The 26514-nt window shown below is 42.3% G+C and carries 26 protein-coding genes and 1 tRNA gene; 12 read left to right on the top strand and 15 right to left on the bottom strand.

Features of this window, described 5'->3' with window-relative positions:
- The first annotated feature begins 484 nt into the window (after window positions 1–484).
- The 3 genes from FWF39_RS07070 (at window position 485) to FWF39_RS07080 (ending at window position 3049) form a co-directional block, all read left to right on the top strand.
- Window positions 485–1357 (top strand): CPBP family intramembrane glutamic endopeptidase, encoded by an 873-nt coding sequence (locus tag FWF39_RS07070; protein ID WP_343382740.1) that lies wholly within the window; start codon window positions 485–487, stop codon window positions 1355–1357.
- Between the two features lie 117 nt (window positions 1358–1474).
- Entirely contained in the window at window positions 1475–1621 is a 147-nt protein-coding gene (locus FWF39_RS07075) for a hypothetical protein (protein WP_343382741.1), read from the top strand.
- Window positions 1622–2182: 561 nt separating this feature from the next.
- Window positions 2183–3049, top strand: a complete 867-nt coding sequence (locus tag FWF39_RS07080; protein WP_343382765.1) for a radical SAM protein — start codon at window positions 2183–2185, stop codon at window positions 3047–3049.
- Between the two features lie 283 nt (window positions 3050–3332).
- On the opposite strand, the gene FWF39_RS07085 is transcribed toward FWF39_RS07080, so the two are convergent.
- The 5 genes from FWF39_RS07085 to FWF39_RS07105 all read right to left on the bottom strand — a co-directional run bounded on the left by FWF39_RS07085 (window position 3333) and on the right by FWF39_RS07105 (window position 7826).
- The gene (locus tag FWF39_RS07085; protein WP_343382742.1) at window positions 3333–3698 is read right to left on the bottom strand and encodes a PadR family transcriptional regulator; all 366 of its coding nucleotides are present in this window, start codon (window positions 3696–3698) and stop codon (window positions 3333–3335) included.
- A gap of 289 nt (window positions 3699–3987) precedes the next feature.
- The gene (locus FWF39_RS07090) at window positions 3988–5247 is read right to left on the bottom strand and encodes an MBL fold metallo-hydrolase (RefSeq protein ID WP_343382743.1); all 1260 of its coding nucleotides are present in this window, start codon (window positions 5245–5247) and stop codon (window positions 3988–3990) included.
- 355 nt (window positions 5248–5602) lie between these two features.
- Window positions 5603–5680: transfer RNA gene (locus FWF39_RS07095), tRNA-Ala, on the bottom strand.
- Window positions 5681–5959: 279 nt separating this feature from the next.
- Window positions 5960–6829, bottom strand: a complete 870-nt coding sequence (locus FWF39_RS07100) for a hypothetical protein (protein ID WP_343382744.1) — start codon at window positions 6827–6829, stop codon at window positions 5960–5962.
- 211 nt (window positions 6830–7040) lie between these two features.
- The gene (locus FWF39_RS07105; protein WP_343382745.1) at window positions 7041–7826 is read right to left on the bottom strand and encodes a hypothetical protein; all 786 of its coding nucleotides are present in this window, start codon (window positions 7824–7826) and stop codon (window positions 7041–7043) included.
- A 466-nt stretch (window positions 7827–8292) separates the two neighbouring features.
- Here FWF39_RS07105 and FWF39_RS07110 point away from each other — a divergent pair, with 466 nt between their 5' ends.
- Window positions 8293–9339: an inositol-3-phosphate synthase gene (locus FWF39_RS07110; protein WP_343382746.1), complete on the top strand. Its 1047-nt coding sequence runs from the start codon at window positions 8293–8295 to the stop codon at window positions 9337–9339.
- A 151-nt stretch (window positions 9340–9490) separates the two neighbouring features.
- On the opposite strand, the gene FWF39_RS07115 is transcribed toward FWF39_RS07110, so the two are convergent.
- Window positions 9491–10591, bottom strand: coding sequence for a bifunctional phosphoglucose/phosphomannose isomerase (locus FWF39_RS07115; RefSeq protein WP_343382747.1), 1101 nt, complete (start codon window positions 10589–10591; stop codon window positions 9491–9493).
- Between the two features lie 83 nt (window positions 10592–10674).
- On the opposite strand from FWF39_RS07115, the gene FWF39_RS07120 reads away from it, so the two are divergent.
- Both FWF39_RS07120 and FWF39_RS07125 read left to right on the top strand, forming a co-directional pair.
- Entirely contained in the window at window positions 10675–11523 is an 849-nt protein-coding gene (locus tag FWF39_RS07120) for an RNA methyltransferase (RefSeq protein ID WP_343382748.1), read from the top strand.
- Window positions 11524–11543: 20 nt separating this feature from the next.
- Window positions 11544–12713 carry a hypothetical protein gene (locus FWF39_RS07125; protein ID WP_343382749.1) on the top strand — a complete coding sequence of 390 codons (1170 nt, stop codon included), beginning with the start codon at window positions 11544–11546 and terminating at the stop codon, window positions 12711–12713.
- Window positions 12714–12989: 276 nt separating this feature from the next.
- On the opposite strand, the gene rpl12p is transcribed toward FWF39_RS07125, so the two are convergent.
- Both rpl12p and FWF39_RS07135 read right to left on the bottom strand, forming a co-directional pair.
- Window positions 12990–13307 (bottom strand): 50S ribosomal protein P1, encoded by a 318-nt coding sequence (gene rpl12p, locus FWF39_RS07130; protein ID WP_343382750.1) that lies wholly within the window; start codon window positions 13305–13307, stop codon window positions 12990–12992.
- 423 nt (window positions 13308–13730) lie between these two features.
- Window positions 13731–14690, bottom strand: a complete 960-nt coding sequence (locus FWF39_RS07135; protein ID WP_343382751.1) for an EF-Tu/IF-2/RF-3 family GTPase — start codon at window positions 14688–14690, stop codon at window positions 13731–13733.
- 238 nt (window positions 14691–14928) lie between these two features.
- On the opposite strand from FWF39_RS07135, the gene FWF39_RS07140 reads away from it, so the two are divergent.
- On the top strand, window positions 14929–15123 hold the full coding sequence (locus FWF39_RS07140) for a hypothetical protein (RefSeq protein ID WP_343382752.1): 195 nt from the start codon (window positions 14929–14931) through the stop codon (window positions 15121–15123).
- Between the two features lie 15 nt (window positions 15124–15138).
- Here FWF39_RS07140 and FWF39_RS07145 read toward each other — a convergent pair whose 3' ends face one another.
- The 3 genes from FWF39_RS07145 to tgtA form a co-directional block, all read right to left on the bottom strand.
- Window positions 15139–16053 carry a malate dehydrogenase gene (locus tag FWF39_RS07145; RefSeq protein WP_343382753.1) on the bottom strand — a complete coding sequence of 305 codons (915 nt, stop codon included), beginning with the start codon at window positions 16051–16053 and terminating at the stop codon, window positions 15139–15141.
- Window positions 16054–16337: 284 nt separating this feature from the next.
- Entirely contained in the window at window positions 16338–16961 is a 624-nt protein-coding gene (locus FWF39_RS07150; RefSeq protein ID WP_343382754.1) for a PHP domain-containing protein, read from the bottom strand.
- A gap of 124 nt (window positions 16962–17085) precedes the next feature.
- Window positions 17086–18723: a tRNA guanosine(15) transglycosylase TgtA gene (gene tgtA / locus FWF39_RS07155; protein ID WP_343382755.1), complete on the bottom strand. Its 1638-nt coding sequence runs from the start codon at window positions 18721–18723 to the stop codon at window positions 17086–17088.
- A gap of 270 nt (window positions 18724–18993) precedes the next feature.
- On the opposite strand from tgtA, the gene gdhA reads away from it, so the two are divergent.
- Window positions 18994–20334, top strand: a complete 1341-nt coding sequence (gene gdhA, locus FWF39_RS07160) for an NADP-specific glutamate dehydrogenase (protein ID WP_343382756.1) — start codon at window positions 18994–18996, stop codon at window positions 20332–20334.
- 45 nt (window positions 20335–20379) lie between these two features.
- On the opposite strand, the gene FWF39_RS07165 is transcribed toward gdhA, so the two are convergent.
- On the bottom strand, window positions 20380–20805 hold the full coding sequence (locus tag FWF39_RS07165; RefSeq protein WP_343382757.1) for a universal stress protein: 426 nt from the start codon (window positions 20803–20805) through the stop codon (window positions 20380–20382).
- 263 nt (window positions 20806–21068) lie between these two features.
- Between FWF39_RS07165 and FWF39_RS07170 the strand changes: the two genes are divergently transcribed.
- Together FWF39_RS07170 and FWF39_RS07175 are read left to right on the top strand one after the other, a co-directional pair.
- Window positions 21069–22550 (top strand): kelch repeat-containing protein, encoded by a 1482-nt coding sequence (locus tag FWF39_RS07170; RefSeq protein ID WP_343382758.1) that lies wholly within the window; start codon window positions 21069–21071, stop codon window positions 22548–22550.
- 45 nt (window positions 22551–22595) lie between these two features.
- A complete protein-coding gene (locus FWF39_RS07175) occupies window positions 22596–22847 on the top strand; it encodes a hypothetical protein (protein WP_343382759.1) in 252 nt (83 codons plus the stop codon).
- Here the strand turns inward: FWF39_RS07175 and FWF39_RS07180 are convergent, their stop codons facing one another.
- Both FWF39_RS07180 and FWF39_RS07185 read right to left on the bottom strand, forming a co-directional pair.
- Complete coding sequence (locus FWF39_RS07180; protein ID WP_343382760.1) at window positions 22848–23597, bottom strand: ABC transporter permease; 750 nt, start codon at window positions 23595–23597, stop codon at window positions 22848–22850. It abuts the gene before it with no gap.
- Complete coding sequence (locus tag FWF39_RS07185; protein WP_343382761.1) at window positions 23581–24492, bottom strand: ABC transporter ATP-binding protein; 912 nt, start codon at window positions 24490–24492, stop codon at window positions 23581–23583. The genes FWF39_RS07180 and FWF39_RS07185 overlap by 17 nt, the downstream gene beginning before the upstream one ends.
- Window positions 24493–24745: 253 nt before the next feature.
- Here FWF39_RS07185 and FWF39_RS07190 point away from each other — a divergent pair, with 253 nt between their 5' ends.
- Entirely contained in the window at window positions 24746–25378 is a 633-nt protein-coding gene (locus tag FWF39_RS07190; protein ID WP_343382762.1) for a DUF2284 domain-containing protein, read from the top strand.
- Between the two features lie 44 nt (window positions 25379–25422).
- Window positions 25423–25695, top strand: coding sequence for a DUF5615 family PIN-like protein (locus FWF39_RS07195; protein WP_343382763.1), 273 nt, complete (start codon window positions 25423–25425; stop codon window positions 25693–25695).
- A 371-nt stretch (window positions 25696–26066) separates the two neighbouring features.
- Here FWF39_RS07195 and FWF39_RS07200 read toward each other — a convergent pair.
- Window positions 26067–26514: hypothetical protein (locus FWF39_RS07200; protein ID WP_343382764.1), on the bottom strand; the 448-nt coding region annotated here is incomplete at its 5' end.

The following is a 26514-nucleotide window of genomic DNA, read 5'->3' on the forward strand; positions in this document are numbered from 1 at the left end:
TACACCGTTTAGCTCCTAAAAAATGTATAAATAACACTATTTGTGCCATTAACTACGATTGTTACATAGCGCCAAAATATCTACGATAACATTAAGAGACTCAAAAAAGAAAAAGGGTTAAGCTAAAAAATCTGTTGATGTTGATGTCGCCATAGGAGTGTTAGTGCGAATTCCACCGTGCACTCTTTATAAAGAAACTATGGGTGTTTGCAGAATAGCAGTAACCATAACTGTTTAAATGTCGCTCTTTTTCGAAATAGTTTATTGCCGCAAAAGTCACACACAAATTTAAAGCCAACGAAAAAGTAAAAGTAAAAATCACCCAAAGCAAACAACTAACCATAATGTAGTTTTATTGACATGTAATCCATGTGTTGTCCGGCTCTGGTTTTCGGCTTACTTATCGTTCGCATTTATATATGTGAGTTCTTTCTTTGTTCTGCACTCTTGATTCATGTATGACTAACTTAGGGGAGAGTTCCATATGGTTGCGGTAAAAAAAGAAAATGTAGTAAAAGCAATTCTGGTTTCATTATTTTTCCCACTTCTCTATTTTCTCATCATGTCTTTGTTTGATGAAGGGTATAGCCTAAGTTGGAAAGCGCTCAACCCCGGAGCAACTCCTGATCAAGTTAAAGAACAGTTAGCATCCGTTTCACTTCTTCTTATCGTGGCAACTATCATAGTCTTCTTTATAATTACCCTCATCATCTTTAAAGCTCAAAAAAAGGACTTATTGAAACGTATTCAATGGAATCCGGCGCCAAAAAAATCCATTTATGCTTTCGCTGTTTTGCTTGCTTTGGGTCTATTTTTAACTGCCTTTTTATTAGTAGCAGTGATACCACAAAGCTGGCTGGCTGATGATGCTGCAGGCAACGCTATTACGAGTATGAGCCCACTTTTTGCTATTTTAATTATGGGAATTATTGCACCTATGGCAGAAGAAACCGTTTTCCGTGGTTTGATGATGACCCGCCTTCAAGCGCGTGTTGCACCTTGGCTTGCGGTGATGTTGACGACGCTTGTCTTTGCCGTGCTCCACATGGGCGCTTCAGTAGGACATGCCTTAACCGTACTGCCCTTTGCTTTAAGTGTGTGCTTAGTATTTCTTTGGACAAAAAGCATCCGTGTTACCATGTTTATACATGCCCTATATAACACAATTCTTGTATCAGTTTCACTTCTTGCTACGAATTTGTCTGACTCATCGACTACAAGTAACGCTTCGAATGCCAATTTAGCCCCAGCCATAATGGGTTTAATTGGGCTGGTCATTGTCGTATTGGCGCTGATTTCTATCTACAAACGTAGACAAAAGGATGTGCCTGATTCATCAGGGATACCGTCTAATTAACGTGGCAGACTAAATCATACCCTATCTTGAACATCAAAAATCTACATAGCAACGTATGAGTTAAAGGTAAGTCTGAAGCTTTGCCATCAGAGATAGTAAACGATAGCTCTATGGTCATTGGCACACCAATTAGAAGAAAACCTCTTAGAACCAGAACTAAAACCAGAATTCATCGAAAGCCTAAAAGCATCTAAAAACGAAAAAATCATAAAAATCAGCGGCTTCACAAAAAGATACTCCCAGGTGATTACTTGTATTCCTTAGAAGTAGTTGAGAAAATAGAAAGGTTTCAATAAACTGTAAAGGAAAGACACGGCATAATTTGAAGCACTATCTAGAAAGGTTAGCGGGATTCTAGAAAACCCTACATGAACACGTGTCAACAATTTTTGTATATGTTATACTTCCCCATTTTTTCGCAGACACTCTTTTTGAGTTATTGTAGCTTTACCGCGTTTATAATAGCGACAAATTTTAATGAGTGGCCTAGGATAAGCGGGATAGTAACGGCACACATCACGCTTACAACAACACCCACATAATTCCTGCACATTACTCATTTTTGTACACCTTATATGCAATTATGTTTCTTTGTATGAGATTTAAATCCAAACTTTTTAGTGTTATGCCATAGTTTTAGGTTCTGGAAATATTTTAAAAAGTTTACCAGTCTTTTTCAGGTTGTTTGATTGGGTTCTGAATTATTGTCCCTATTGTTGTGCAACAGATATAGAACCAGCAAGTTAGTCGATTTGACGCAACTATCAGCAGGCCATAAGGCTTTATAGATTGATTTGTTCTTTTTACAGAAAGGAGTGTATGGCACTGCATTATGCTGATTATAAAACCATACTCTCACCTCAGAATGGTATGAATCTCTATCGCGGGTGTACGCATGGTTGTATCTACTGTGACAGCCGGAGCGTGTGCTACCGAATGGATCATGATTTTGAGGACATAGAGGTCAAACGTAGTGCACCACTAATTTTAGAGTCTCAACTAGGCCGCAAAAGAAAGCCGTGCATGATTGGTACAGGTGCGATGTGTGATTCCTATATCCCGCTTGAGAACGAATTACAAATTACCCGCCAATGCCTGCTACTGATTGAAAAATATGGCTATGGATTAGCAATACAAACCAAGTCTGCCCAAATTTTGCGAGACATAGACATATTGAAGCGGATTAACGCAAAAACCAAATGCGTAGTACAAATCACCCTAACAACCTATGATGAGGATTTGTGTCGAAAAATTGAGCCTAACGTGTCCACAACAGGGGAGCGTTTTGAGGTATTGGAAACTCTGCGGAAAGCAAAAATTCCAACCATTGTATGGATTAGTCCTATTCTGCCCTTTATCAATGACACAGAAGAAAATCTTCAGGGACTATTGGATTACTGCATTAAGGCAGGGGTTGTGGGTGTGCTCTATTTTGGTTTTGGTGTGACCTTGCGAGAGGGGAGCCGAGAATATTTTTATGCTAAACTGGATCAAGAGTTTTCGGGTTTAAAGCAGAAATATATTCAACAATTTGGTAATGCCTATATATGTAACAGCCCAAATAGCAACCGGCTGATGGATATTTTCCAATCAAAGTGTCAGCGGTATGGGATGTTGTATAAACCAGAGGAGATATTTGCTTATCTGCGAAAGTTTGAATCCCAAGAACAACAAAGACAACTGTTTTATTAGAGCAAACAAGAAAAAGATGCTAAAAAGGTGTGATGGTTGATTCAGTTACTGTTCTACCCAGGTTTGGCCGGTTATGATTTTGCTTGCGGCTAGAACGGTGGTGGTGTTTTGGAGTTAGTAGTGGACGGTGTATTGGATGTCAGTGTTTGGGAGGTAGTAGAAGGTAAATATGTTGCTAGCACAATAAGCAGGTGTAAACCGCTACAGCTCAAACAGCCATTACCAAATTGTTGAGCCATTATAGTGAAATGTCGCTGACCAAAGTGGCAGAAGCTGACCAGATTTAGCAGAGGATGTTTGTGGCGTGCTCGCTGACGGGTTGGTCGGCAGTTATTCTTCGGCATATAAATGCAAGTGATTCTTCTGTGAAGCTAAGAGCACTCTGCCCGTCAGCTGTTAGGCGGTAAATTTTTCTTGGACGTTCACAGGACATATCCCATTTACTGTCGATAAAACCTTTTTTCTCAAGTAAACCCAGCAATGGATAGATTGTGCTTGGGCCAAAGTAAACGCCGAAATTTTTTCGGATTTTGGTAATAATTTGGTAACCATGCATAGACTCTACGCTTAGGAACTGCAAAACAATTACGTCAAGCAGACCTTTGGTGAGTTTTGTTGAAACTTCTTTTTGTGTGCTAGCTTTAAACATTTTCTTCCCCTTGAGCTTTGCTCAACCGCAACACTATACGTCGGCCCATATAAATTTTGCCCATTTTTAGCAAAATTGCTATATTACAACAATATCACAGGGTTAAAAGGCCCCACAAGATCAAAAATAGACCCGATCCCGATGGCTCACGCCATCCCCTATTTTTATTAATCTTTAATTGGCCCTTTAACATAAATTCGCCACTAAGTGATTGACAGCCGCAATTAAATTCAGAAGCAAAGAAACCTAAAAAGTAAGTGTTGGTTGTTGGTTTGGGCTGTTTGTGTTATTAGAGGTCTATGGTTTCGTCTTCGATAGGGATACAGACGTTGGTTAGATTTTTAATTTGTTCACTGAGTTGTTCGGCTTGCTCGAGATCACCATGAACTAAGACGGTTTGTTTAGGTTTGAGTTTGGTTATCATTTTAATAAGTTCGGTTTGGTCGGCGTGTCCTGAGAGTTCGATTTGTTTGACTTCAGCATTGACGTGGATGAGTTCTTCGGCTTCTGTTTTGAAAATGCCTTCTTCTTTGGCTTGTTTGAGTGGACTGTCGGGTGGGAGGTATCCTGAGGTTAGGATGACACAGTTATCTTTGTCGGGGGCCCATTCGGTGAGTAGGCGGAGGCTTGCTCCAGCATGTCCAAAGCCTGAGGTACAGATGACTACTGCGGGAGATTCGATTTGGTTGGTTCGGTAGAGATGTTTGACATGGCGGTAGCTGAAGGGATGTTTTTGGCTTTTGATTTCTTTTGTGAAGAGTTGTTTGTGTTGGTTAAAGTATCCGTTTATGCGGTGGGCTATGTTTGAGATGGTGTAGACGTGATAGTTTGGCAGAATTCCCTTTTCAATTGCGGTGTCTAGGCGTTTTGCCATTTCTTGGCTTCGGTGGAAGGCAAAGGTGGGGATTAAGATGTTACCTCTGCGTTCCATGACGGTTTGCATTTGTTCTAGGAATTGATCGAGCAATTCGTGACGGGGGGGTCGGATTTTGCCGCCGTAGGTGGATTCGGTGATTAGCAGATCCGGTTTTTTTGGCAGAACATCTAGTTTACAACCTTGGAGAATTTCGGTGTCGTGCAGACAAAAGTCGCCTGTGTATATGATTTTTTTGTTTTCAGCTTCGAGGCTGGTTATTTTTGCTCCTGCGACATGTCCAGCTGGTTGTAGATTAATCTTCATACCAGGCAGAGCTACCGAGTCGCGGCTCCACCAGCAGTCCCGGACTTTTTCGGCGTGACCGTCATTGTATTCTAGGTTGCCTTTTTCCTGCTGAATTTTAACCATATCATGGAGAAGATCAACCGTTACCTCGCAGGTTATATCGGAACCCACTATAGTGGGGTTATTGTTTTTACAAAGACTTAGCAGACTACCGGTATGGTCGAGATGCGCATGACTAATTACCACTGCATCGAAATCTTTGGGAAGCGTTTTAGGCTTTTCATCGAGTTTCGAACCGTAATCTAAGGCTATCTTGGCGGAGTCTGTTTCAACTGAGATGCACGAACCGCCGACTTCTCTAGCAGCACCTAGAACCTGAATCTTCACTTTGTCTCGCTTCCAATAATCTGTTCTTTTCCAAAACTGCTCTTAACATTTTTGGTTAACGCACAAGCATTAAACGTTAATATTAAGATGCTGGTAAATACACAAGATTTACAACATGCACAAAACATACACAATCACAAACACAAAATCCTGCAACACCTAACGCAAAACAGAAAGTACCCATAAAACCATAAAAGCAAACACCCAACCAAACACATCACCCACAAAAAGAGCCCTAGAAGCTAAATTGTGATTACCCCCCGCCTACAACAGAGGCTTCTATGGGAAACAAAGGGGTCAACAACCCACAGAAGATTTTAAGCTAAATAACTACAGAAAAGAAGATAATGGCGTTTGGTGGACGGAGCGGGATTTGAACCCGCGACCTCCACGATGCCAACGTGGCGATCATACCAGGCTGATCTATCCGCCCAAATGACACGGCTTCAGAAATCTACCGCTCCTCGTTTAATAAGCTTTCCTAAGTAAACCATGGGTTTACTTAATACCCAAATAAATAGCAACCAACAAACAACCAGCCAAAAACAACCAATATAACCATACTTTCTATAAAACTTCCTTAACACAGCGTAACATTTGTAACATTAACAAAGTTGTTGTATGATTGTGAAATGTTGGCCAGCTGGATGCCTACTCTTGCTATACACAGCAACCAGCAATAATCAACAACCGACTTTCTGTTATAACTCTGCTATGTTTGCGTACTCCGTTTGTATCTTGCAGTTTTTCTTTTTTCATACACAAGCGCAACGGCTAACCCCGCTATAACAACACCTATAACAATCCCTAAACTGAACTCAAACAAACTAAACCCCGCTACTGTCAGATCAGGTTGGGGTGTGCAGTCTGGGGTATAGGTTGGGTTTAGTGTTGGTTTGTTTTGATTGGGGGCTTCATTGTTGTTTTTGGGGATAGCCACGGTTTGAGTGCTGCTCCACTCACTTACCTCACCCGTAAAATACCAAGGAGCCATACCCCCCTCAACAACACGATGAACATAACCTACCATTGCTCGCACTTGAAAATCTATCTCAGCCCCTGGTGGAAAGACAAAGTACAAACTGCTTCCCCTCATCTCTATGTTCTCGGTGGATGAATACTCTCCTTGAATTGAGACAACAGTTTCAGAGCCGTCATTTCTGGACGGAAGCCTATCTACATTAAAGGTCTCGCCACCCCAGTTTTGGTCATAGTGCCCCTTCGCACGAATATGATAATGGAAATTAACATTCCAAGGAGAGCCACCCGCATCTATTGCTGTGTATGATGTGAAGGGTTCATTTTTTATTCTGAACTCTATGGTTATAGCGTCTATGTGTGAGCCGGGTTGGGTTTCTGTTTGTCCAGTGAACGTATTGAAGGTGGCAGTTGGGGGTATGTCGTAGGATGAATCAAAAATTTTTGCTGTAAAAACCGGGGTTGCGGGTTTCTTTATGGGAGGATTGACATCGGGTTTTAGTATGCCTGGTTGAGCCTGCGTCTCGCCTATACAGAGTAGTCCTGTAAAAAGTAATGTGCATGCTAATAGGGCACATATGAATGCACTAAAGGTCTTTTTCATACTCTGCCACCGTGTAGATATGCTTCTGAATAGGTTATGTAGTTTACGGCGAAAAACAGAAAACAATCCAGCTATAGAATAGATTAGCAAGCTGACGAACTGACAGAAACATGACGAAATAGAAATCCAACAGGATTCTATGCACCATTAAGTCATAAAAAATTCACAGATATATAATAACAGAAACAAACCCCGTCATTATACGTTTACACTATGATGTTTTAGCATATTGAATACGACCTTTATACACAAGCGCAATAGCCAGTCCCGCTATAACAACACCTAAAACAATCCCCAAACCAAACTCAAACAAACCAAACCCCCCTATTGTCACCTCAATTTGAGGAGCGTTATCTGAGGAATAAGTTGAATTTGATGTTGGTCCGTTTTGATTTGGAGATTCATTGCTGTCTCTAGTGATAGTTACGGTTTTTGTGTTGCTCCAACCGCTTGTTTCACCTTCAAAAACATAGTAACTAGTAAAAAGATCTGCTTTATACCAAAAATATCCATGCATTGCTTCGACTTGCACATCAACTTTGCCGTCATCGGGATAATCCTCTGCACGAATATGTATTATAGTATACGCGTCATCATCATTCTGCTTATATCCAGAGTATTCACCAGCACGATGTTGTTGCCAGTATTGTTCATAGTAGCCTTTAGTGCGAACAGCATAATACAGTCCAACATTATAATACCGTTCAATATCCTCATGTAATTTGTCGGGGCGGTTTTGGTTTTTAATCTTTATTTCTATTGCGTCATATTTTTCACGATACCCTGGTTGAGTCACGGTTTCTCCTGTGTAGGGATCGGCATATTGAGTGGGTGAACTTAGTTCTCTGTCTATGGCAACAAAGGTTGCTGTAAATTCTGGAATTGCAGGCTTCTTTGGAGCACTCTGAGTCTGCACCTCACCTATCCAAAATATGTTTGCAAAAAATAGGCCGCTAGTCAATAGGGCACATATGAGTGCACTAAATATCTTTTTCATACCCTACCACCTGCAGATATGTTTCTGTGTGGATATGTAGTTTACTCCAACGCAATAATCAAACACATCTGGCAAAAGTCAGGTTCATGTTTTTGTTTATCTTTTGAGTAAACATGATCTATCATAACTACTATTTTTGAGAGCGTGAGTTAATTTATGCTAAGTGAACAAACAAAGTGTTCAGTTATTAGATAACTATCGTTTCAAGCGGTTTTTGATAGGAAATTGTAACCGTGCACCGTAGGCACTGGTTACACTAACTTAGCATATAGCAGCTAAAGTTTGCGGAGGTTCCCTTAAGCTTTCTTATGTTGCAGGGTAATAAAATCTTCAGTTTAGAGCTAACAGAAGTCAGCATCACACCATATGCCCAAGGCTATAAAAAATTATGTATCATAACCGTTGGCTGTTTGAAAAATTTATAAGGCAACACTACATAAGCTTGCCAAGTAAGGTGCCACAAAGTATGCCCAAAATCAAAGTAGCTCTAATCGGTGTGGGAAACTGCGCCGCCTCATTTATCCAAGGCATCCAATATTACAGTAAACCAGACGCCAGCCAACTTGGACTTCGTAATCCAGTCTTGGCGGGTTACACACCCAAAGATATTGAAATAGTTGCCGCGTTTGATGTTGACAGCCGAAAAGTCGGCCTAGACCTCTCAGAGGCCATTTTTGCTAAACCCAACAACGCGCCAAAAGTCTGTGATGTACCCAATTTAGGCGTCAAAGTTGCTAAGGGTCCGCTTCTGGACGGTGTCGGCGAGTCCACCCAAGCACTAATTGAGATCAGTAAAACCTCAGATGCAGATGTCACAGAAACTCTAAAAGCCTCACATACCGAAATCGTCATCAACTTGCTTCCAAGCGGCGCTTCTGATGCCGCTCGTTTCTATGCCATGCAGGCTATAGCGGCTGGCTGTGCATTTATAAACGCTACACCCAACTTTATTGCAAGCGACCCCACACTATCCCAGCAGTTCAAAGATGCCAATTTACCCCTTGCTGGAGACGACTTAGTTGATCAAATCGGTTCCACCGCACTGCACAAAACTCTGCTCAAGCTACTAAGCGATAGCGGCGTTCACATAAACGAAACCTACCAATTAGACGTCGGCGGAGGAAACGAATCCATCGACACCATGGAACGCACCCGAGACACTAAACGCAATATTAAAACCGAAGCCGTTGCAGCCTCACTAAACTACAAAACCGAAATCGTCGCAGGCTCCACTGACTATGTTGATTTTCTGCAAAACAAACGCGACAGCTACTTTTGGATAAGCGGAACCTATTTCTGCAACACACCCCTAAAAATCGACCTCAAATTCCAGATGATTGATGCACCAAACGCGGGCTCAGTTCTCTTTGACGTAGTACGCGCAATGAAAGCCGCACTGGATAAAAATCAAAAAGGCGCAGTGAACACAGTTTGTGCTTATGGCTTTAAACATCCACCCAAAAGACTCTCAATAGAAGAAACCGAAGCCGAATTCACCAAATTCGTTGCTTAATTCTTCTTCCTTTCTTTACTTTTATAAGAATAACACAATTTTAAAAAAACCGAAAGTAACCTGTACAATACAAACAACACCTAAACACAGACGCATATCAAAAGATAATTACATACGTATCTGCAGGTTTAAACAGGGGGTAAAAGAAGAGTTAGGTTTTTTCTAGATCGCTTAGAATTTTGTCTCTTATGCCGTTTTCTTTGAGCGCTTCTTTGAGATAGTTTATAGCTAAAACCGGTGTGGGGTCAACTCCGCGTAAAATCGCCAGATAAACGCTTAAAAAGTCGCCGATAACCACTGTTGAGAGCATTTTTGCCAATGTACATTCACCCTGTACCTCTAAGTCAAAGGTGATTAACCCAGTCCGCTCCATGAGACTCTTGGTGGTTTCAATTCTGGTTTCGATTTCTATGGGTTCTGCGGTATCACGGATAAAAATTACTGAGAACCACCGACATTGCTCTCCTCGACCGGCCCAACCTACGATTTCATTGTGGTCGAGTTCGGGAAAGTACTCCCACTTTGCAACGGTTTTACTGTTCTCGTTAAACTGTTGCTTAAACCGCTGGGCTACACTACGATAAACCCCAAATCCATACACACACGGAACAGAGTCATCTATATGATAAGCAGTATTTTTTGCGAAACTTTCAACCATTGGTGTATTGAGACCGTTTTCTTTGCTTATCTTCTCTATCATCACAAATGCTTCACCTAATTCGTCTTCCACTCCGTTTACTAATCCTGCTTTTTGGAGATATATCAAAAGGGGCACAAGCATATAGGGCAGTGCGGCACGAGGCGGCATACCAACTGGAACCTGCAGATAGGGCACTTTGTGTGTTTTGGTTGCATCTAGAAGTGGGCCTCCGCTTGTGACACAAAAGACCATGCAACCATGGTTAAGGGCGTCTAGAAATGCACTCAAAGTTTCCTCAGTGTCCCCAGAGTAACTAGAAACAAATACTAACGTATTTTTATCTGCGTATGCGGGAAGATGATAGTCTCGATTAACTTCAAGATGAATGTTTAGTTTGTCTCGTGTCCAATCTTTGAGCAGATCGCCTACTATAGCTGAACCACCCATCCCCACGACGATTATACGATCAGGTTTAGGGGTGTTCACTTGGATTTTCTGTGCTATCTCCGCTGCGTTTCGGTAGTGACTTGCAGCATTTATACAAAAATCTATCATACCGCTTTTGTCGAAAGCACGGATTTTTTCTACATCTTCTAAAATAGGTTTATTCAATTTTGGGCCTCCAACCCGTATTTTTATATCTCAATCCTGCCTTTTAAGGAGAGCGCAGATAAATACGTACGGGAGCCAAACGGATGAATAAATTAAAGGTTTCAATTGCTATTCCAGTTTCAGTCATATCAGATACGCCGCATCTTCGTGAGAAAACCTCAAAAATTGGGATGATCGCGCGTTCAGCAGCAATTTTTCGTGTTGATGAAATCATAGTTTATCCCGACAACATCAAAACAAATCAGCAAAGAGACCAAGAATTCATTGCACTACTTCTCAATTACCTTGAGACCCCTCAGTATCTGCGCAAAGCGCTCTTTAGACTTGATCCGGATCTTCAATATGCAGGCATCATGCCACCTCTGCGTACACCCCACCATCCCCTCAGTGGTAAAACTAAACATCTCAAAGTCGGGGAATACCGGGAGGGGGTCGTGATTTTAGAGCGCAAAGACGGTTTAGCAGTAGATATTGGTGTACAACAACCCGCACTTCTTCGCCAGAAGCAGTTTCAGGTTGGTGAGCGGCTAACGACACAGGTAGTCAAGATTGGAGAAACTGTTGAGGTGCAACCGGTTAGCCGTGAGTATATACCCCAATATTGGGGATATCAGGTACGTGTGGAGAATCGTTCGTTTGGACAATTGTCTATGGAGGGCGGGTTTGATCTCAAGATTGCTACTGCAAGAATCGGGGATGATTTTAAGTCGGTTGCCACAGACATTGGGCAAAAATGGAGGGGCAATATCTTGGTGGGATTTGGTGCACCTGCACGGGGGCTTCATGAAATCGTTCAAGATGAAAACTTAGAGCTAGGGGCACTTGCAGATTTTGTTGTTAACACGGTTCCCAATCAGGGCACAGTGACCGTTAGAGCCGAAGAGGCACTTTTGGCAACCCTGGCAGTCTTTAACATATATTTCCCACGGTAAGTTTTTCTGTTATCGGGGATTTGGCTAAAGGCATAAATGCCATGTTTAGATATGTGGATGCTATGCCGACTCTTGATTTAGCTATGCCAACAGCACTTTTTCTAGCGGTACTGGTTGCATTGTTTCTCAGTAAACGTGTAGAAAACAAATTAACTGAGACAGTGGAACAAAAAGAATTCAAAACCCGCGATATCTTGTTGCTGGTAGGCTTTATCCTCATAATGGTTTCAGTCATAGCCTACACCTCCATAGTTAATCCTGGCGGCATCTTTGAAAACGCCATACTGCTCTTCTTTATGGGCTCCTACACTACCTTGCTCTTCACCTTCTCCTACATATTTTCCAACACAACAAAACCTCGCGTTCAACTAGTATCGGCAGGTTTTGGTGTTGCCGCTATAATTGGGGGAGTAATAAGTCTTTTAGGTCCGCTTGGTGATGCCTTTACAATTTATCGCGCAATTGCTTTTTTTGTATTGGCTGGGTTCTGCTTTGGTGTGGTAATTTTTGAACAGAAAAAACCCCCGACTGGAAAGGGCCGCTGGTATGTGGCAGCTCAGCCTCCGGCACTGTTTTTGCTGTTATTCATATTCTTCAATGTCATATATGGCGGAGCAACTCAAGTTTGGAATCCCGTTTTGCTGGATATTTTTGGTTTCACCTTTGCTATTCTTATCATTATGTATCTCTCCTCTTTGTTTACTTGGAAAACCGTAGGCCTCTTTGCGGTACTGTTGACCTTTATGGATATCTTTTTGGTTTTCAGCGGACCAATGGTTACAGCGGCAGAAACATTCACGGGTCTGGGTCTACCCGTTTTGGTTTATCTGCCAAACATACCTATTGTATTAACTGAAGCGGGAAAAATTGCCTTTAGAGGTCTGGGTTTGGGTGACTTTTTCTTTGCAGGCATCCTTGCGGTTCAAACTTTCAATAAATTCGGTAAAAAAACTGCGGTAATATCGGTTGTTGCGATGGCCTTATCGTTTGGCATCTGGGAAGCATTCCTACCGGAAATAACAACATACTTTAACATCGGAGGATTCCCAGCAACAGTCTGTATCATTACAGGTTGGATACCTATTGTGGTATACATGTGGTTAACAACAAGAAACAAAACCACTCCACCACCTCCGTCTACAACAACCTCCGCTACTGAGATAGTAAATGAACCAAATCTATCAAACTAACAATTATGGCTCAAAGTTTGGGTTAAGCGTCATTTGGGTCTATCTCTTATTAGGGGATAAAGGAAGTTTAGTTCAGTTCAGGAAGTTGATATGGGAAACTTGGTATATTTTGATAGTTTTAAGGGTTCTTAGAAGAGGATAAATTAATTTTTGGTTCCATCTTGTTCGAAAGGAATTAGTTGTTTGTTATGTGTTTAGGTCGGTTTATGTAAAATATTGGTGGATGTGTTTTGAAATGAAAAATTGTTGGGGCAATAAATTGCCCGTGTATTATGCTTACCCGAATAGGGCGCCTAATCCTTCTAGTGCTGCTTCTTCTTTGGCTTTTTCTTCTTCTGCTGCTTTCTTCTTGTCTTCTGGGGCGGCGACTGGTTTTGATTCACCTGCTGGAGCGGCAACTGGAGCGGCGGCTGCTAAGGTTGGAGCAGCTTTGATTGCTTCATCGATGTTAACTTCACTGAGTGAAGCTACGAGGGCTTTAATTTGAATTTGATCGACTGTGACGCCGGCTGCTTCGAGAACTTTAGTTACGGATGCTTCATCTATTGTTTTACCTGCCTTGTGAAGGAGCATCGCTGCGTAAATGTTTTCCATACTTTTCACCTCTTCATCGGACTATTTAACTTATGTGGTGTAACCGACCCGTTTCTGAGCTGGTTGTTACCTGAAGGGCAATTGACCATGCCGATTTCTTGCCGCTTAGAAGAATACCCAATACCTTAAGAACCTTTCGTAGATACAGAGCCCATCTGATTTTTCAGCAAGCCCCCTTTCTAGTTACCCCAACTATAGTACAAACGTTCCACTACACCTAAAAAACACAAAACACATTATCAAAAAAGATATTGACAGACAAAAATGATGCAACTCAGAACTGTTCGGACTTTATCAAAACACGCAAATAGAAATGGGCTCCATCAGACCATCCATTGCCATAAAATACCAGAGTGAAGGACGGATACTTTGATACAAAAGAAACCTTACCGAGTTCTGCTAAGTACTAAAGTTATGGCCAAGTTACTGTGCCAGTAAGACTGTGCCGGCGACACGTAGTTTTGCACCTTCAAGATACATCAGCACTGCAGTATCGCCTGGGTGGTATGCGAGGGGTTTTTCAAGTGAGAGGGTGAGGTTAGGTTTTCTAAAGTCTTCGGCTTCTGAGGCGGTTTCGACTTTGGCGGTTATGAATTGGGTCCAGTGGCCAATATGCATCACCATGCCTTCTTTTATTGGGGTTTGCCAGTACTTGACAAGTGTAGCTTGTGTTTGCAGTTTATTTGAGGTTTTAATGCTTGGGTCGTTGGTTAGCACGACTCCGCGATCGAGGTCTTCGACAACTATGTTTTTGAGGGCTAATCCTACTCGGTCGCCTAGATTTGCTGTTTCAGATTCGTCGTCGTGTTTTTGGATGGATCGGATTTGGGAGGTTTTTGAGTAAGGCAACACATTGAGTGTGTCGTGTTTGTGAACAGAGCCGCTGACAACTATACCCAAAACAACAACTCCAACGCCTTTTACGTTAAATGCGTGGTCGACTGGTACGGTTCCGTTTTGGCTCTCAGGGGGGTTTTGTTCGGCGGCTTGGGCGATTAGTTTTTCTCGTAATTGATTGGGGTCATCTTGGATGAATTCGAATTTTTCAAGGCTGGTGCCTTTGAGGAGGGGTTCGATTTTTTCTTTGGGAATATAGTTGCGCAGTATAAAGTATCCGCTTTGGATGCCGCAACATTGGAGCATGACGAGTTGTTCTCCGAATTGGGAGTTGAGTTCGTCGACTATGATTAGGGCTTTGGTAGCCAGTGAGCAGGCATAGAAGAGAGGCGCTAGCCGTTCGGGGTAGCGGGTGGGTTCAATGAGTGTTACCGTGGCGGTGCCTTTTTTGATGTCATATAGTGTGATGTCTGTACTGGTTCCTTTTTTGCCAATACCGCTGCTATAGTTTTGTGCGCCCAAAACGGCGACTGTGATGTTGCCCATCTTATCTACTACCTGTTAGCATTGTTGGGCAGAGCCAAAGATAAGCATATTGATATGGTTACAAATTTTTGGTAGGTTGATTAGAGAAACGGTTGTTGGGTGTGTTGTTGGTTAGTTGGGGAGTTTTTTGGTTAGCGTTTATATGTTTTTGTTGTTGCATATTGACTGTCACATTTTTTAATTAACGTCTGTGGATTAAGACTATTTTAATTTAGCTTGTCAAGTTTGAGGTGTTTTTATGGAAACGATTCTAAAACAAATCTCTCGACGAGAAACTCCCAAAGAAATTATTGATACCCACGGATACATGCCACGTGTTCATGAAGTTCGTGCTCCTTGTCAGTGGCTACAACATTGTGATGATGGAAAATGTCCGGCGTTTGTGCGGTTAAATGGAAATTTTTACTGCGCAAGAATACGGGCACCAACCTAATTTTTATCTTCTTTTTTAGTTGTTGTTTAAGTGTGTTATTGCTGTTTTTATTGTGTTGATTGATTTTTCAAATTTTTCTTGGGATAGGTTGGATAATTGTAGTTCAATTATTTTTTCTATGCCGTTTTTACCTAAAACCACTGGAACGCCTATGGTTAGATTGGAGTAGCCGTATTCGCCTTGAAGCCATGTTGAGACGCTCATAACACGGTTTCTGCCGGTTATAATTGCATCAGACATTAACGCGATGACTGTGCTGGGTGCAAATTGGGTGCCGCCTTTGAGTTTTATGACATTGCCGCCCGAGTTAATTGTTTTTTGGAGCACTTGCTCGATTTGTTGAGCGGTTAGCAGGTTTGTTATAGGTATACCGGATACTGTAGCGTACTCTACTAGGGGAACCATAGAGTCGCCATGTTCACCGATAACTAGGGCGCGGGTGTCTTCGCGTGAGACCCCTAGTTCACGGGCAATATAGTTTCGAAATCGCATTGTATCTAAGATGTTACCCATACCAAAGACGTGGTTTCGGGGAAAGTTGGTTTCTTTGAAGCTGATATAGGTCATAATATCGACGGGATTTGTGACAATCAGCAATTTTGCATCGGATGCGTATTTGGTGATTTCTTTGGTGATACTGCGCATGATTTGTGCGTTGGTCTTCATAAGATCAATGCGGTTCATGCCGGGTTTTCGGGCGGCTCCAGCGGTTATAATTATCAACTCAGAATCCCGCATTTGGCTAAAGTCACTTGTTCCCTCAATGGTACCGTCAAATTCGATGGCAGGTGAGGCCTGCATCATATCTAGCGCCTCACCCTTTGCTTGGTTTGCGTTTGTGTCAATAAGAACAACATCATCTATTTTATAACGTAAAATCTCAAAGGCAGCAGCACTTCCAACTCGGCCTGCACCGATAACAGTTATCATATCTAAAAGTGGACAGAAAACAACATTTAAGATTTAGCGACGTTGAAGTGTTATCACACTTTTAAATATCAGACTACACAAAAACGCTCAGCTCCAAAAGTTGATCTTCATTTATCTGATGAGTTTAACATGTTTATTTGATTGTCATAATTTTTTTTATCAATATATAAATTATGATGAGAAAAAATTGCATACAGGCTGTGTGCAGTGTTTGTTTTTGCACAGTCTGATATAATTAATTGCCGGTTTTCGGATTACTTTTTTTGGAATTTAGAGCTATAGACTCAGATGCTAGTTTGTTGAGCTATTTGTGCTGAAATTAGTCCTTTTTTTATGGTGGCTAAAATGGAGTCAATATTTTTTGAGGTGGTTTGAATTTGTGTGCAGATGTTAAATAGTTCCGAAACCTGATGAGCGTCGCTTCCGCCAGTTCCGGGTAAGTTTAGTTCTTTTGCGAATTCTTTGGCTTTGTTGTTGCCTTCTTTATTGGTACCGCCATTTAGGACTTCGATGGCGTCTGCTTTGACATTTTGGGCGTATTCGCCCATGCCATAGGTGCGAAAGGGATGAGCTACTATGGATATGGCGTCGATGGATCGGGCATAGTCTGCTACGTTTTCAGGTGTCCAGGGTTTAGGAGGAAGCTCAGTTGTTCCTATAACAAGCATATCACCGTAATCGGTGGTGATTTCGGTTCCGGGGATGATAAGTATGTCGGGATATGCGCGGGCTAGCTCAACTGTGACTTTGCATCCGCGGATGCTGTTATGATCGGTAATCGCGGCGACTTTGATATAGTTGTGAGCAGCGAGCATATCAACAATAGTTTTGGGCTGGATAAAAGAGTCTGCAGAGTAGACTGTGTGAATGTGGAGATCAGCATAGAGAAATTGCGGATCAGGAGTCATGTATGGGCTTATAGGACGCGGGGGTAAAAAACGTTACACCTAAGAAATGAAACTGGATTGTTAAACTGATGTATGGAGTGTTTGTGTTTGTTTGGTTATTATGGTTGGTTGGTTGGTTGTGGGGTTATTTTGTGTTTAGTTGTTTGTGCAGGGTATTCGTTAGTTGAGTTAGTGTTTCTTTGGGTTTCTCGGGGTTGGTTTCAATAGAATCAAAGGATAGGTCTTTTGTTTTGCAGGCGTCTTGGACGGCATCTTTGATGATGTTATTCCAGATTTTTTTATCGTTTAGCAGTATGGTGCCTTGGTAGGTGTTGTTGTTGCGTTTGATGAATTCTGCGGTTTGCTCTGCTACATAGTTGATGGTTTCTAGATCGGGGGGCATGGCGGCTTCGTGTTGGGAGAGAGGGTAGATCTCATCGAGCTCTAGGGGTACAATACCAAAAGGTACGGCATAGACGCAGACATGTATTTGGGCGGCGAGGTCGGGGCCGATTATGCGCATGAGTTGGCGGATTTTTTTCATCTCAGGAGCTTTGTGGAAGGGTTTATTTCGGGTTTGGGGAACAAGAAACAGTATTTTTGCGTTTGTTGGGGGTGTGTAGCGTTGGGTTAGGTGTTTACGGTAGTGTACGATTTCGGGGCGTGCTAGTCCAGCGGCGTTGAAGTAGAAGAAACCGCTTGGTTTAGCGGTTGGGCTGTATTTTTCGAGTAAGTCTTCGTAGTTGCGAACACGTTTGAGAGCGGAGAGCAGAGCGGGGTGGGCGTGAAGACGCATTTCGGTGTGTTCCCAAAGTCTGCCATCGCGTATAGCCTGTTTTATACGTCTGAGTTCGGCTATGCAGACATGAAGGTTGTGCTCTGCTAGGAAGATTTCTTGTTCTTTAGCGGGTTTTTGTTTGAGTTCTTGGGGGGTTTGAGAGCAACATTGGGGACAACTGCAGGGGAAGTAGTCCATTTGGTCAAGTCGCCAGGTTCCGTTTTCAGTCATGTAGCGGCCGTCTCGTGCGTAGAGTGCGTAGGCAGCTGAGTCAAATAGATCACAACCCAATGAGACAGCTAGTGCAAACATGGATGGGTGTCCGGCTCCAAAGAGGTGTAGGGGGCGTTCGTGGGGGATGCCGTTTTTGGCTGTTAGGATCATATCTGCTAGTACGTCGTAGCGATAGTTTTCCATAACTTCAGTGGGGCTACCCAGAGCGTGGATTTGGAAGGGGAGTTTGCTCATCTCAATGGCTGATTGGGCGACAAGGTCTAGGTGGCGTCCGCCTTGTATGGGGCCAACCCAGAGAGTGTCGTCGCGTGTTTTTAGATCAAAAAACGCTTTGGCACGTTTTAGGGTCTCGGCTACAGTGATTTGGGCGTCTTCTTTTGTGACTTTCCATCCTGTTGGGATATCAAGGATTGTGGCTATGTCACTGCCGATACCTTCTTGGTAGGTGACGATTTCTTTTTGGGTAACTTCTACTTCGCCATAAACAAGAATTTGATAGGCGCCGCTGTCAGTCATGATGGCACCATCATAACCAAGAAATTTGTGTAATCCGCCCTGTTCTATGGGAATTTGGTTGAAGCGTTTTTTTATGATGTAGCTGTTTGTGATTATGGCTTGGCATCCAAAGGTTTCTTTGAGCCGTTTACTTGGGATGGGTTGGCTGCTGGGGTTTATGACGGGGAAAAGTAGAGGTGTTTCCACTGTTGCAGTTTTGGTTTTTAGTTTGCCGATTCTACCCAGCAGATCTTTTTCTTTTATTTCAAAGCTCAAGGATAAGAAACCCACACATGAAATGCTGTACACTTATAAAAAAATAGCTTTGCATTAATCCAGAGCAACTATGGATTATAGGAACCATTGAGGCTATAGAAACACCCATCTAGGGTTTTGTTTACGACAATGTGCATATATAGGATTAAAATCTCAAAGCTTGTCCAGTATACATATATTTCTGGAAATATCGCTACCCATTAGTGTTGCAATATGTCTGAGGCATGGATAGCTCAGGTGACATATCAGAAATAGCTAGTGTGATGTAGCATGTATAGAACACCCAAAGACTTTATGGAATATGTAAAAGCAAATAATCCAGGTCAACCAGAGTTTCATCAAGCTGTAGATGAGGTTATCACCTCTGTTTGGCCGGTAATTGAGAATAATCCCAAGTATCAATCCGCCAATATCTTGGAGCGTATAGTTGAGCCTGAACGATCAATCATATTCAAAGTCACTTGGGCCAACGATAAGGGTGAGGTAAATGTAAACCGAGGCTACCGCATCCAAATGAATAGCGCCATTGGTCCATACAAGGGGGGTCTGCGCTTTCATCCAAGCGTTAACTTGGGAGTTTTAAAATTCTTGGCATTTGAGCAGGTGTTTAAGAACTCATTAACGACTCTACCGCTTGGCGGTGCTAAGGGAGGCTCAGATTTTGATCCTAAGGGCAAAAGTGAGGGGGAAATCATGAGATTCTGTCACAATTTCATGTTAGAACTCTCGCGTCATATTGGACCAAACACAGACGTTCCAGCGGGTGATATTGGGGTTGGTGCTCGAGAAGTCGGGTACATGTTTGGCATATATAAAAAGCTACAAAATCAATTCACCGGAGTGCTAACTGGAAAAGGCCTCAACTGGGGCGGCAGCCTAATTCGCCCCGAAGCTACCGGGTATGGGGTTACATATTTTGCACAAGAAATGCTCAAAACACGAAATGAAGACTTCAATGGCAAAACAGTCACCATCTCAGGCTCAGGCAATGTCGCTCAATATGCAGTCCAAAAAGTTACTGAACTGGGCGGAAAAGTAGTAACCCTATCAGACAGCGATGGAACCATCTACGATAGCGAAGGTATTGACTGCGCAAAACTTACGTATGTAATGGATCTAAAGAACAAACGGCGAGGCCGAATCAAAGAATATACAAATGAGTACAAAAACGCCGAGTATCTTGAAGGTAAACGTCCTTGGGGAATTGAATGTCAAGTGGCATTACCTTGCGCTACACAAAATGAACTCAGCGGCGAAGACGCAAAGACGCTGATAAGCAATGGCTGCTACTGTGTATCTGAGGGAGCCAACATGCCAACCGAACCCGAAGGCGTACAAGTGTTTCTTAAAAACGAAGTCTTATACGGCCAAGGTAAAGCAGCAAACGCTGGAGGCGTAGCAACCTCAGGGTTAGAGATGACACAAAACAGTATGCGCCTCTCATGGACACGACAAGAAGTTGATACCCGGCTACATGAGATCATGCGATCAATTCACCAAACCTGTGTACGATATGGCAAAGAAGGACAATATGTAAACTATGTCAAGGGCGCAAACATTGGCGGTTTTGTAAAAGTAGCAGACGCAATGATCGAACAAGGCGTTGTCTAGCTACAACCAAAAAATATAATCCCTACTCTTTTTAGTCCATTATTTTTATTTGACTACTATAACGGTGCATGGAACCAAACGAACTACCTTCTCACTAATACTACCCATCAAAATACCTTTGACTTTTCCCACACCCAAATGCCCCAGCACAACAACATCGAACTCACCTTCTTTTGATACGGCAACAATTTCGGTTGCAGGTTCACCTTCCCGTAGAACAGCCCGAACAATCAAAGCAGGATTTGCTACTTTTATACGCTCAACGGCTCTAGAGAGGATATCGTTATGGAGTTTGCGGAGATCTTTAGCAACAACCATCAGTTCGTTGCCCGGATACATTGCAACAGGTAATTCTGTGACGTTTAGAACCGTTAATGCGGCACAATATTTTCCCGCAAAAACTATAGCAAAATCTAGGGCACGCTCCGAGTTCTCAGAACCGTCCACTGCAACTAGAACTTGTTGAATCAAACATATCCCTGGTAATCTTTCTTGAGACGACATTAAAGTCTTTCTTTAGGCGTTGTCTGGAATGGTTTTTTAGAGAGTAACCCTTTAAGGAAGATAAGCATAGAGTACTACTAGTTTAGAACAAAAGTAGGTGTACACCAATAACTAAGCATACTCAAATCTTCACAATATGCCTTATCGCGTTGGTTTGTCTACCAGCAATCAGTTTGATCTATGAGGCATCATCCCAAACCCCCGAGTCATCTTGGACCAACTTGAAGTCCATGCCAACTGGTCGTGGAGACTTTGGAGTTGCAGTAGTTTCTGGAAAAATCTATGTTATAGGTGGAACCAACGGAACAGATAAACCGCTAAGTGTCGTGGAAGAATACAATCCAGCAACTAACGAGTGGACAACTAGGGCATCTATGCCAACACCTAGAAGCAATTTGGCAACAGCAGTTTACAACGGTAAAATATATGCCATAGGCGGCATAGACAACTATGGGTATGTGGGATACAATGAAATGTATGATCCCATTACAGACCGTTGGGAAACAAAAAGATCCATGCCTACACCCCGAGCAGATTTGTGCGCAAACACTGTTAATCAAAGTATCTATCTCATCGGTGGAGAAACAATATCCTCAAACATTACAAACTTAAACGAGGTGTACAACCCCATAGACGACACCTGGAGCACAAAAGCACCGCTTCCAAATGTAGTTAAAGGTTACAGCTCAGCCGTTGTGAACAATAAAATCTATGTTATCGGCGGCGCGAAGCAAACGTATTCAAGCAGCAGTTTGGCTCGGGTCAACGAAAATCAAGTGTACAACACTCAAACAGATCGATGGACAACCGAAAAGGTGTTCCCATTCACCGTCAGTTGGGGTGCAGCTATTGCTACAACAGGGTTTATGGCCCCCCAAAGAATTTACCATTTCGGAGGTTTATCCTCAGAAAATCAGAACAGAACAGAAATGTTTGACCCAACAACTAATTCATGGAGCACACTTGAATCGATGCCTATACTAAGAAGCCACTTAGGAGTTGCCAGCATTAACGATATGCTGTATGTCATTGGTGGGTTTAACGGCACAAACTGGGTCAACACCATCGAGCAGTTTAAACCCCACAGATATGGGTTGGTACCACCTGCGGTACAAATTACAGCTCCAGAAAACAAAACCTATCGAGATGTACCATTAGCCTTTACCGTTAATAGAAACACCCACTGGGTAGGCTATAGCATAGATGGTGAAGCAAATATTACCATAGGTTCACAGAAAACTCTGTATGGTTTATCACAGGGAGCACATAAAATTGTTATCTACGCTAATGACAGCTCAGGCAACATGGGAGCGTCAAACACAGTTTATTTCTCTGTCGATACAGTTGGCCCCATAATTAATATCATATCACCGAAGAGTCAAGCCTCCTATAGTTCGGCTGACATAGAGTTAATCTTCTCTTTAGACAAACCGGTCTCTGACCTAGCCTATAGTCTTAACGGTGAAGAAAAAATAACCCTTTCTGGGAATGTAACGTTACCAGCATTATCTCAAGGTGGACATCGTTTAACAATATATGCAACCGATGAAGTGGGTAATTCATCTGAGGAAACCGTTCACTTCAGCATTGACCAGTTTCCCTTTGTCTATATCGTAGCGATTATAGTAATCATAATTATCGTTGTAGCCACAGTATACTTACTCTATAAACGTAAAAACACAAAAGCTAAAACAGCCTCAAACATAGAATAAAATCCTACCTAAGCAAACTGCACACAACTCCATGGAAGAATACCGATGGGTTACGAAATTGATTACCTCACAGGCGAAAAAGCAGGTTGCTCTTCACAGATAACCATTGCAGATCGAATCTTTTACGTTAAACTGTTCACATCTGCGCCTTCAAGGTTTTTTTCAGCAGATCAACAGGGAATTATACAAAAAGAGATCTCTCAAGCAGAATTTGAATTGTGGATAAACATCTTATCAGATAGTGAAGCTGATAAAGTAGAAATAGAGAAAAAACTTGGGCAAGGAAAAAAATATTAGCTAAACATCTCTCCAACGGCTTTTCTTTACTGCAACAAACATAATGATCACACAAGCACCTATCAAAACGACCCAATCAATAAACAGATGCATCGCAGAGAGTTCTAAAGCACCTATGGACCAATGCATAATCTCTGCGGCATAAGTTGTTGGTGAGAGATAAGCCAAATAGTTGAATGGATAAGGGACAAGAGTTATGGGATAATACACAGGCGGTAAGGTAGCAAACAACAAGGAAAGCAATCGTGAGAAGGCATAACTCTGCACAACATCACTAGAAAAGGTGGCAAGCATAAAACCTATGGCCGTTGAGAGAGTGAACATCAAAAATAACACAGAACCAAATATGGCAACCTGCAACAGAGACGGCTGGATATAGATAGCCGCTAAAGCGATAAGAATAGCTATACCGGGGATAGAGTAAACAAGTTCGGCAATAGACATACCAGCCAGATACATTTTGGCACTTGCAGGCGAACTCACAATCATATCTTGAAGTTTAAAATCATTTTTTAAGTGTGACAAATCCGATTGCAAAGCAATACCACTTGAGAAAAAAAGCATGATTAACCCACCGGCTATGGCTGTGCCTAACAAATCACCACTGCTCACAAAAGCAACAACCGCCAAAAGTGAGAGCGGCGAAATCACAGCACTCAAAGTAACAATGGGATAGTTTTTCATCTCATATATGGCATTAACCAAGATACCTGCGAGAATTTGGCTAAATCGGCTACGCTTCAAATTCATCCCCCGCTTTCTGCCCAGCCAAACGAAAGAAAATATCATCTAGAGTAACAGGTGAGATGGAGAATTTTGTGCCCTGCTCAGATAACAACTGTGCCAGACGAAAAGCTTCCGCCTCATTAGTCATAATCTGCGTGTAACCATGACTACTCACAGTTATTTCAGCGTCGCCTATTTGGGGGATCACCGTTTTAGGAGGTAACTTAATGCTGTATGGGTAACGCACACTGTGTCGTAGCTCAGCAAGGGTACCCACTGAAATCAATTTGCCCTCTTTGAGGATACCGATTTTATCAGCAAGCTGCTCAGCCTCCTCTAGATAGTGGGTAGTGAGGAAAATGAAACGCGACTTACCCAACTCATGCAAAATATCCCACAACTCCCGGCGCGAAATCGGATCCAGCCCCACCGTAGGCTCATCAAGAAATATGATGGGCGCTTCGGAAGCAGTTACAGTTGCTAGGAGAACTTTACGTTTAGTTCCCCCCGAGAGCCGATTGTTGAGCACATTTTCATACGGTGCTAACCCCAGCTTAGCAAGAGATTCACGGGCAAGCCGACCAGCTTCTTTGTATGGATAACCCCGCCAGAGCAGATAAGAAAAAACGGTTTGTTTAGGCGTCATCCACCTCACTGCACGAGCTTCCTGAGGCACAATCGCAATTTGTTCACGAAGCTTGCAGGTTTGATTAAAAACATCAATACCGTCTATGCTTGCCGACCCCGAAGTAGGTGCAAGTTCAGTAGCAAGAATACGAATAAGGGTAGTTTTGCCAGCACCATTTCTACCGATTAACCCAAAGATACCCTTAGTTTCCACTGAAAAAGTAACGTTATCCAATGCTACACGTCGATCATCATAAACCTTCGTCAGGTTAAGACATTCAAGACTACCCATAAAGCATCATTCAAATGAAGAGAAAGTGCATTATTTGACTTGTTCCACAGTAAAAATGTTTGCCACCATCACAGATGAATTGGTGTTCAAAATAGATGCGCCTTACCAGATCTAAACTATGTCAAAATTCAAATTGACATTCAAACCCCGAAATGATCAGTAAATTTGTAATATTTCGGTTAAACCGAGAGTCGTTTGGAGGATAATGCTTAAACGTCACATACACAGACAAGTATCATCAGAGGTTGGAAGTATGTCTGAAAAGGGCGCAGAAAAGTTCAGTTTCCTCATCAAATTAGCTCTCGAGAGAGGTGCAACAGACGCGAAAATCATAGCTACTGATAAAATTGTCGTTGAAGACCGTGTTGTCCTCAAATGCAAGGTTGGCTGCAATCACTATGGAGAAACTCTTGCCTGCCCACCCTATACACCAACAGCAGAAGAGTTCCGTAAAATCGTCTCGGAATACAGCTATGCCATGTTTATGAAGTTCACCACCAGCGCCTCCGCAGACACCGAAGTCTACAAGCACCTTATGACATATCAAACCGACGTCACAATATCTCAAGATATCAAAGAGAAAGCGGCAAAGTTTTGGCAGGATTGGAAAGATGACAAATGCAAGATGCTACAGACGGTTGTGGATTTGGAAAAAACGGCCATGAAACAAGGCTACAGTTTAGCGGTATCTTTCATTTCGGGGCACTGCCAGCTATGCGATAAATGCAACACTCAAACAGGAATTTGCCGACATCCTGAACTGGCACGCTGGTCGGAGGATGCAGTGGGTGTCAATGTAAAGAAAACTGCTACTAATGCGGGAATAGAGTTTACGTTTCCCTTTGCCAAGAATGCTGATTCATTTGCCCTTTTGCTTATAGACTAACTTAGGAACCACTAAACAGCTTACAAACAGGAAAATCGGTGGCTATGAAGATTCTCTTAGATGAGATGTATGCCGGCTTAAAAGAGTATTTTGAAACCTTGGGTTATGAAGTTTTAACCGCACAGGAAGCGGGGTTGAAAGCGGCAAAAGACCGGGAAGTCGTAGAATATGCCGGTAAACATAAACTGGTACTGGTAACACAGGACCAGAAACCCGCTGAACTCGCAGAACTATTAGGCGTAAAATACGTGTTTATCTCTAATCTAATGATTGCCAAGTTGGTGGATCAAAAAATCAAAGCTGACTTTAAAGAGTAAGATACAAGAATAATACAGATATAAAATTATATAAATTAACGACATCCTGGTTTTTTGCTTTAAGACTACATTTTAAGATTTTAGCCAGCTTAGGGAGCGGCGCTGACGGATGAGGTATCAGTTAGGGAGATTTTGTTTGAGCTTTCAAAGATAGAGAGGGATGTTTATGGGAACAAACGAGAGGGTTTTTGTGCGTTCCCAAAGAAATCGCAAGAAATTCACCAAATTTATGACTCACATAGTTACATAGCGTACGGGTATACATCTGATAAGTTATTAATAATACTTAAAATTCGCCAATTTATTCAATTATGATAGAGTAAACTGTAGAGTTAAGTACAAAAAAAAGAAAGGGAGTGTTTTAGTGTTGTTTATGGCTTTCGACGATAGATAACTAAACCGAAACAGATACAACCTGCAACAAGGACAACTATCAATATCCACCAGGGGAAGCCTTGTGAATTTCCTGAAGTTGCCGTAGAAAGTTCTTGAGTTGCTACAGATTCAGGGTTTTCGATTGGAGCAATTTTGGCATCAACTATGCTGTCAACAACTTGGGCAACAGCTTTACTGGAGCTACCAGAGGAACTACTGCTACTGGAGCTACCAGAGGAACTACTGCTACTGGAGCTACCAGAGGAATTATCTGTGTTGTTATTTTTGTTTTGATCTGGTTCAGTCTTATCATCGTTGCCTGTTGGTGGAACAACAGTCTCATCATCGTCATCAGTTGGTGGAACAACAGTCTCATCATCGTCATCAGTTGGTGGAACAACAGTCTCATCATCGTCATCAGTTGGTGGAACAACAGTCTCATCA

It is taken from the genome of Candidatus Bathycorpusculum sp., assembly GCF_009778815.1.
GTDB lineage: Archaea > Thermoproteota > Bathyarchaeia > Bathyarchaeales > Bathycorpusculaceae > Bathycorpusculum > Bathycorpusculum hydrogenotrophicum.

What these genes read in the sequence shown, in the direction of transcription:
- FWF39_RS07085 (WP_343382742.1), bottom strand. Translation starts at nt 3,698, where the DNA reads ATGTTTAAAGCTAGCACACAAAAAGAAGTTTCAACAAAACTCACCAAA.
- FWF39_RS07195 (WP_343382763.1), top strand. Translation starts at nt 25,423, where the DNA reads ATGAAGATTCTCTTAGATGAGATGTATGCCGGCTTAAAAGAGTATTTT.
- FWF39_RS07105 (WP_343382745.1), bottom strand. Translation starts at nt 7,826, where the DNA reads ATGAAAAAGATATTTAGTGCACTCATATGTGCCCTATTGACTAGCGGC.
- FWF39_RS07120 (WP_343382748.1), top strand. Translation starts at nt 10,675, where the DNA reads ATGAATAAATTAAAGGTTTCAATTGCTATTCCAGTTTCAGTCATATCA.
- FWF39_RS07170 (WP_343382758.1), top strand. Translation starts at nt 21,069, where the DNA reads ATGCCAACTGGTCGTGGAGACTTTGGAGTTGCAGTAGTTTCTGGAAAA.
- FWF39_RS07110 (WP_343382746.1), top strand. Translation starts at nt 8,293, where the DNA reads ATGCCCAAAATCAAAGTAGCTCTAATCGGTGTGGGAAACTGCGCCGCC.
- FWF39_RS07070 (WP_343382740.1), top strand. Translation starts at nt 485, where the DNA reads ATGGTTGCGGTAAAAAAAGAAAATGTAGTAAAAGCAATTCTGGTTTCA.
- FWF39_RS07100 (WP_343382744.1), bottom strand. Translation starts at nt 6,829, where the DNA reads ATGAAAAAGACCTTTAGTGCATTCATATGTGCCCTATTAGCATGCACA.
- FWF39_RS07180 (WP_343382760.1), bottom strand. Translation starts at nt 23,597, where the DNA reads ATGAATTTGAAGCGTAGCCGATTTAGCCAAATTCTCGCAGGTATCTTG.
- FWF39_RS07145 (WP_343382753.1), bottom strand. Translation starts at nt 16,053, where the DNA reads ATGATAACTGTTATCGGTGCAGGCCGAGTTGGAAGTGCTGCTGCCTTT.
- FWF39_RS07190 (WP_343382762.1), top strand. Translation starts at nt 24,746, where the DNA reads ATGTCTGAAAAGGGCGCAGAAAAGTTCAGTTTCCTCATCAAATTAGCT.
- FWF39_RS07185 (WP_343382761.1), bottom strand. Translation starts at nt 24,492, where the DNA reads ATGGGTAGTCTTGAATGTCTTAACCTGACGAAGGTTTATGATGATCGA.
- FWF39_RS07140 (WP_343382752.1), top strand. Translation starts at nt 14,929, where the DNA reads ATGGAAACGATTCTAAAACAAATCTCTCGACGAGAAACTCCCAAAGAA.
- FWF39_RS07135 (WP_343382751.1), bottom strand. Translation starts at nt 14,690, where the DNA reads ATGGGCAACATCACAGTCGCCGTTTTGGGCGCACAAAACTATAGCAGC.
- FWF39_RS07150 (WP_343382754.1), bottom strand. Translation starts at nt 16,961, where the DNA reads ATGACTCCTGATCCGCAATTTCTCTATGCTGATCTCCACATTCACACA.
- rpl12p (WP_343382750.1), bottom strand. Translation starts at nt 13,307, where the DNA reads ATGGAAAACATTTACGCAGCGATGCTCCTTCACAAGGCAGGTAAAACA.
- gdhA (WP_343382756.1), top strand. Translation starts at nt 18,994, where the DNA reads ATGTATAGAACACCCAAAGACTTTATGGAATATGTAAAAGCAAATAAT.
- FWF39_RS07175 (WP_343382759.1), top strand. Translation starts at nt 22,596, where the DNA reads ATGGGTTACGAAATTGATTACCTCACAGGCGAAAAAGCAGGTTGCTCT.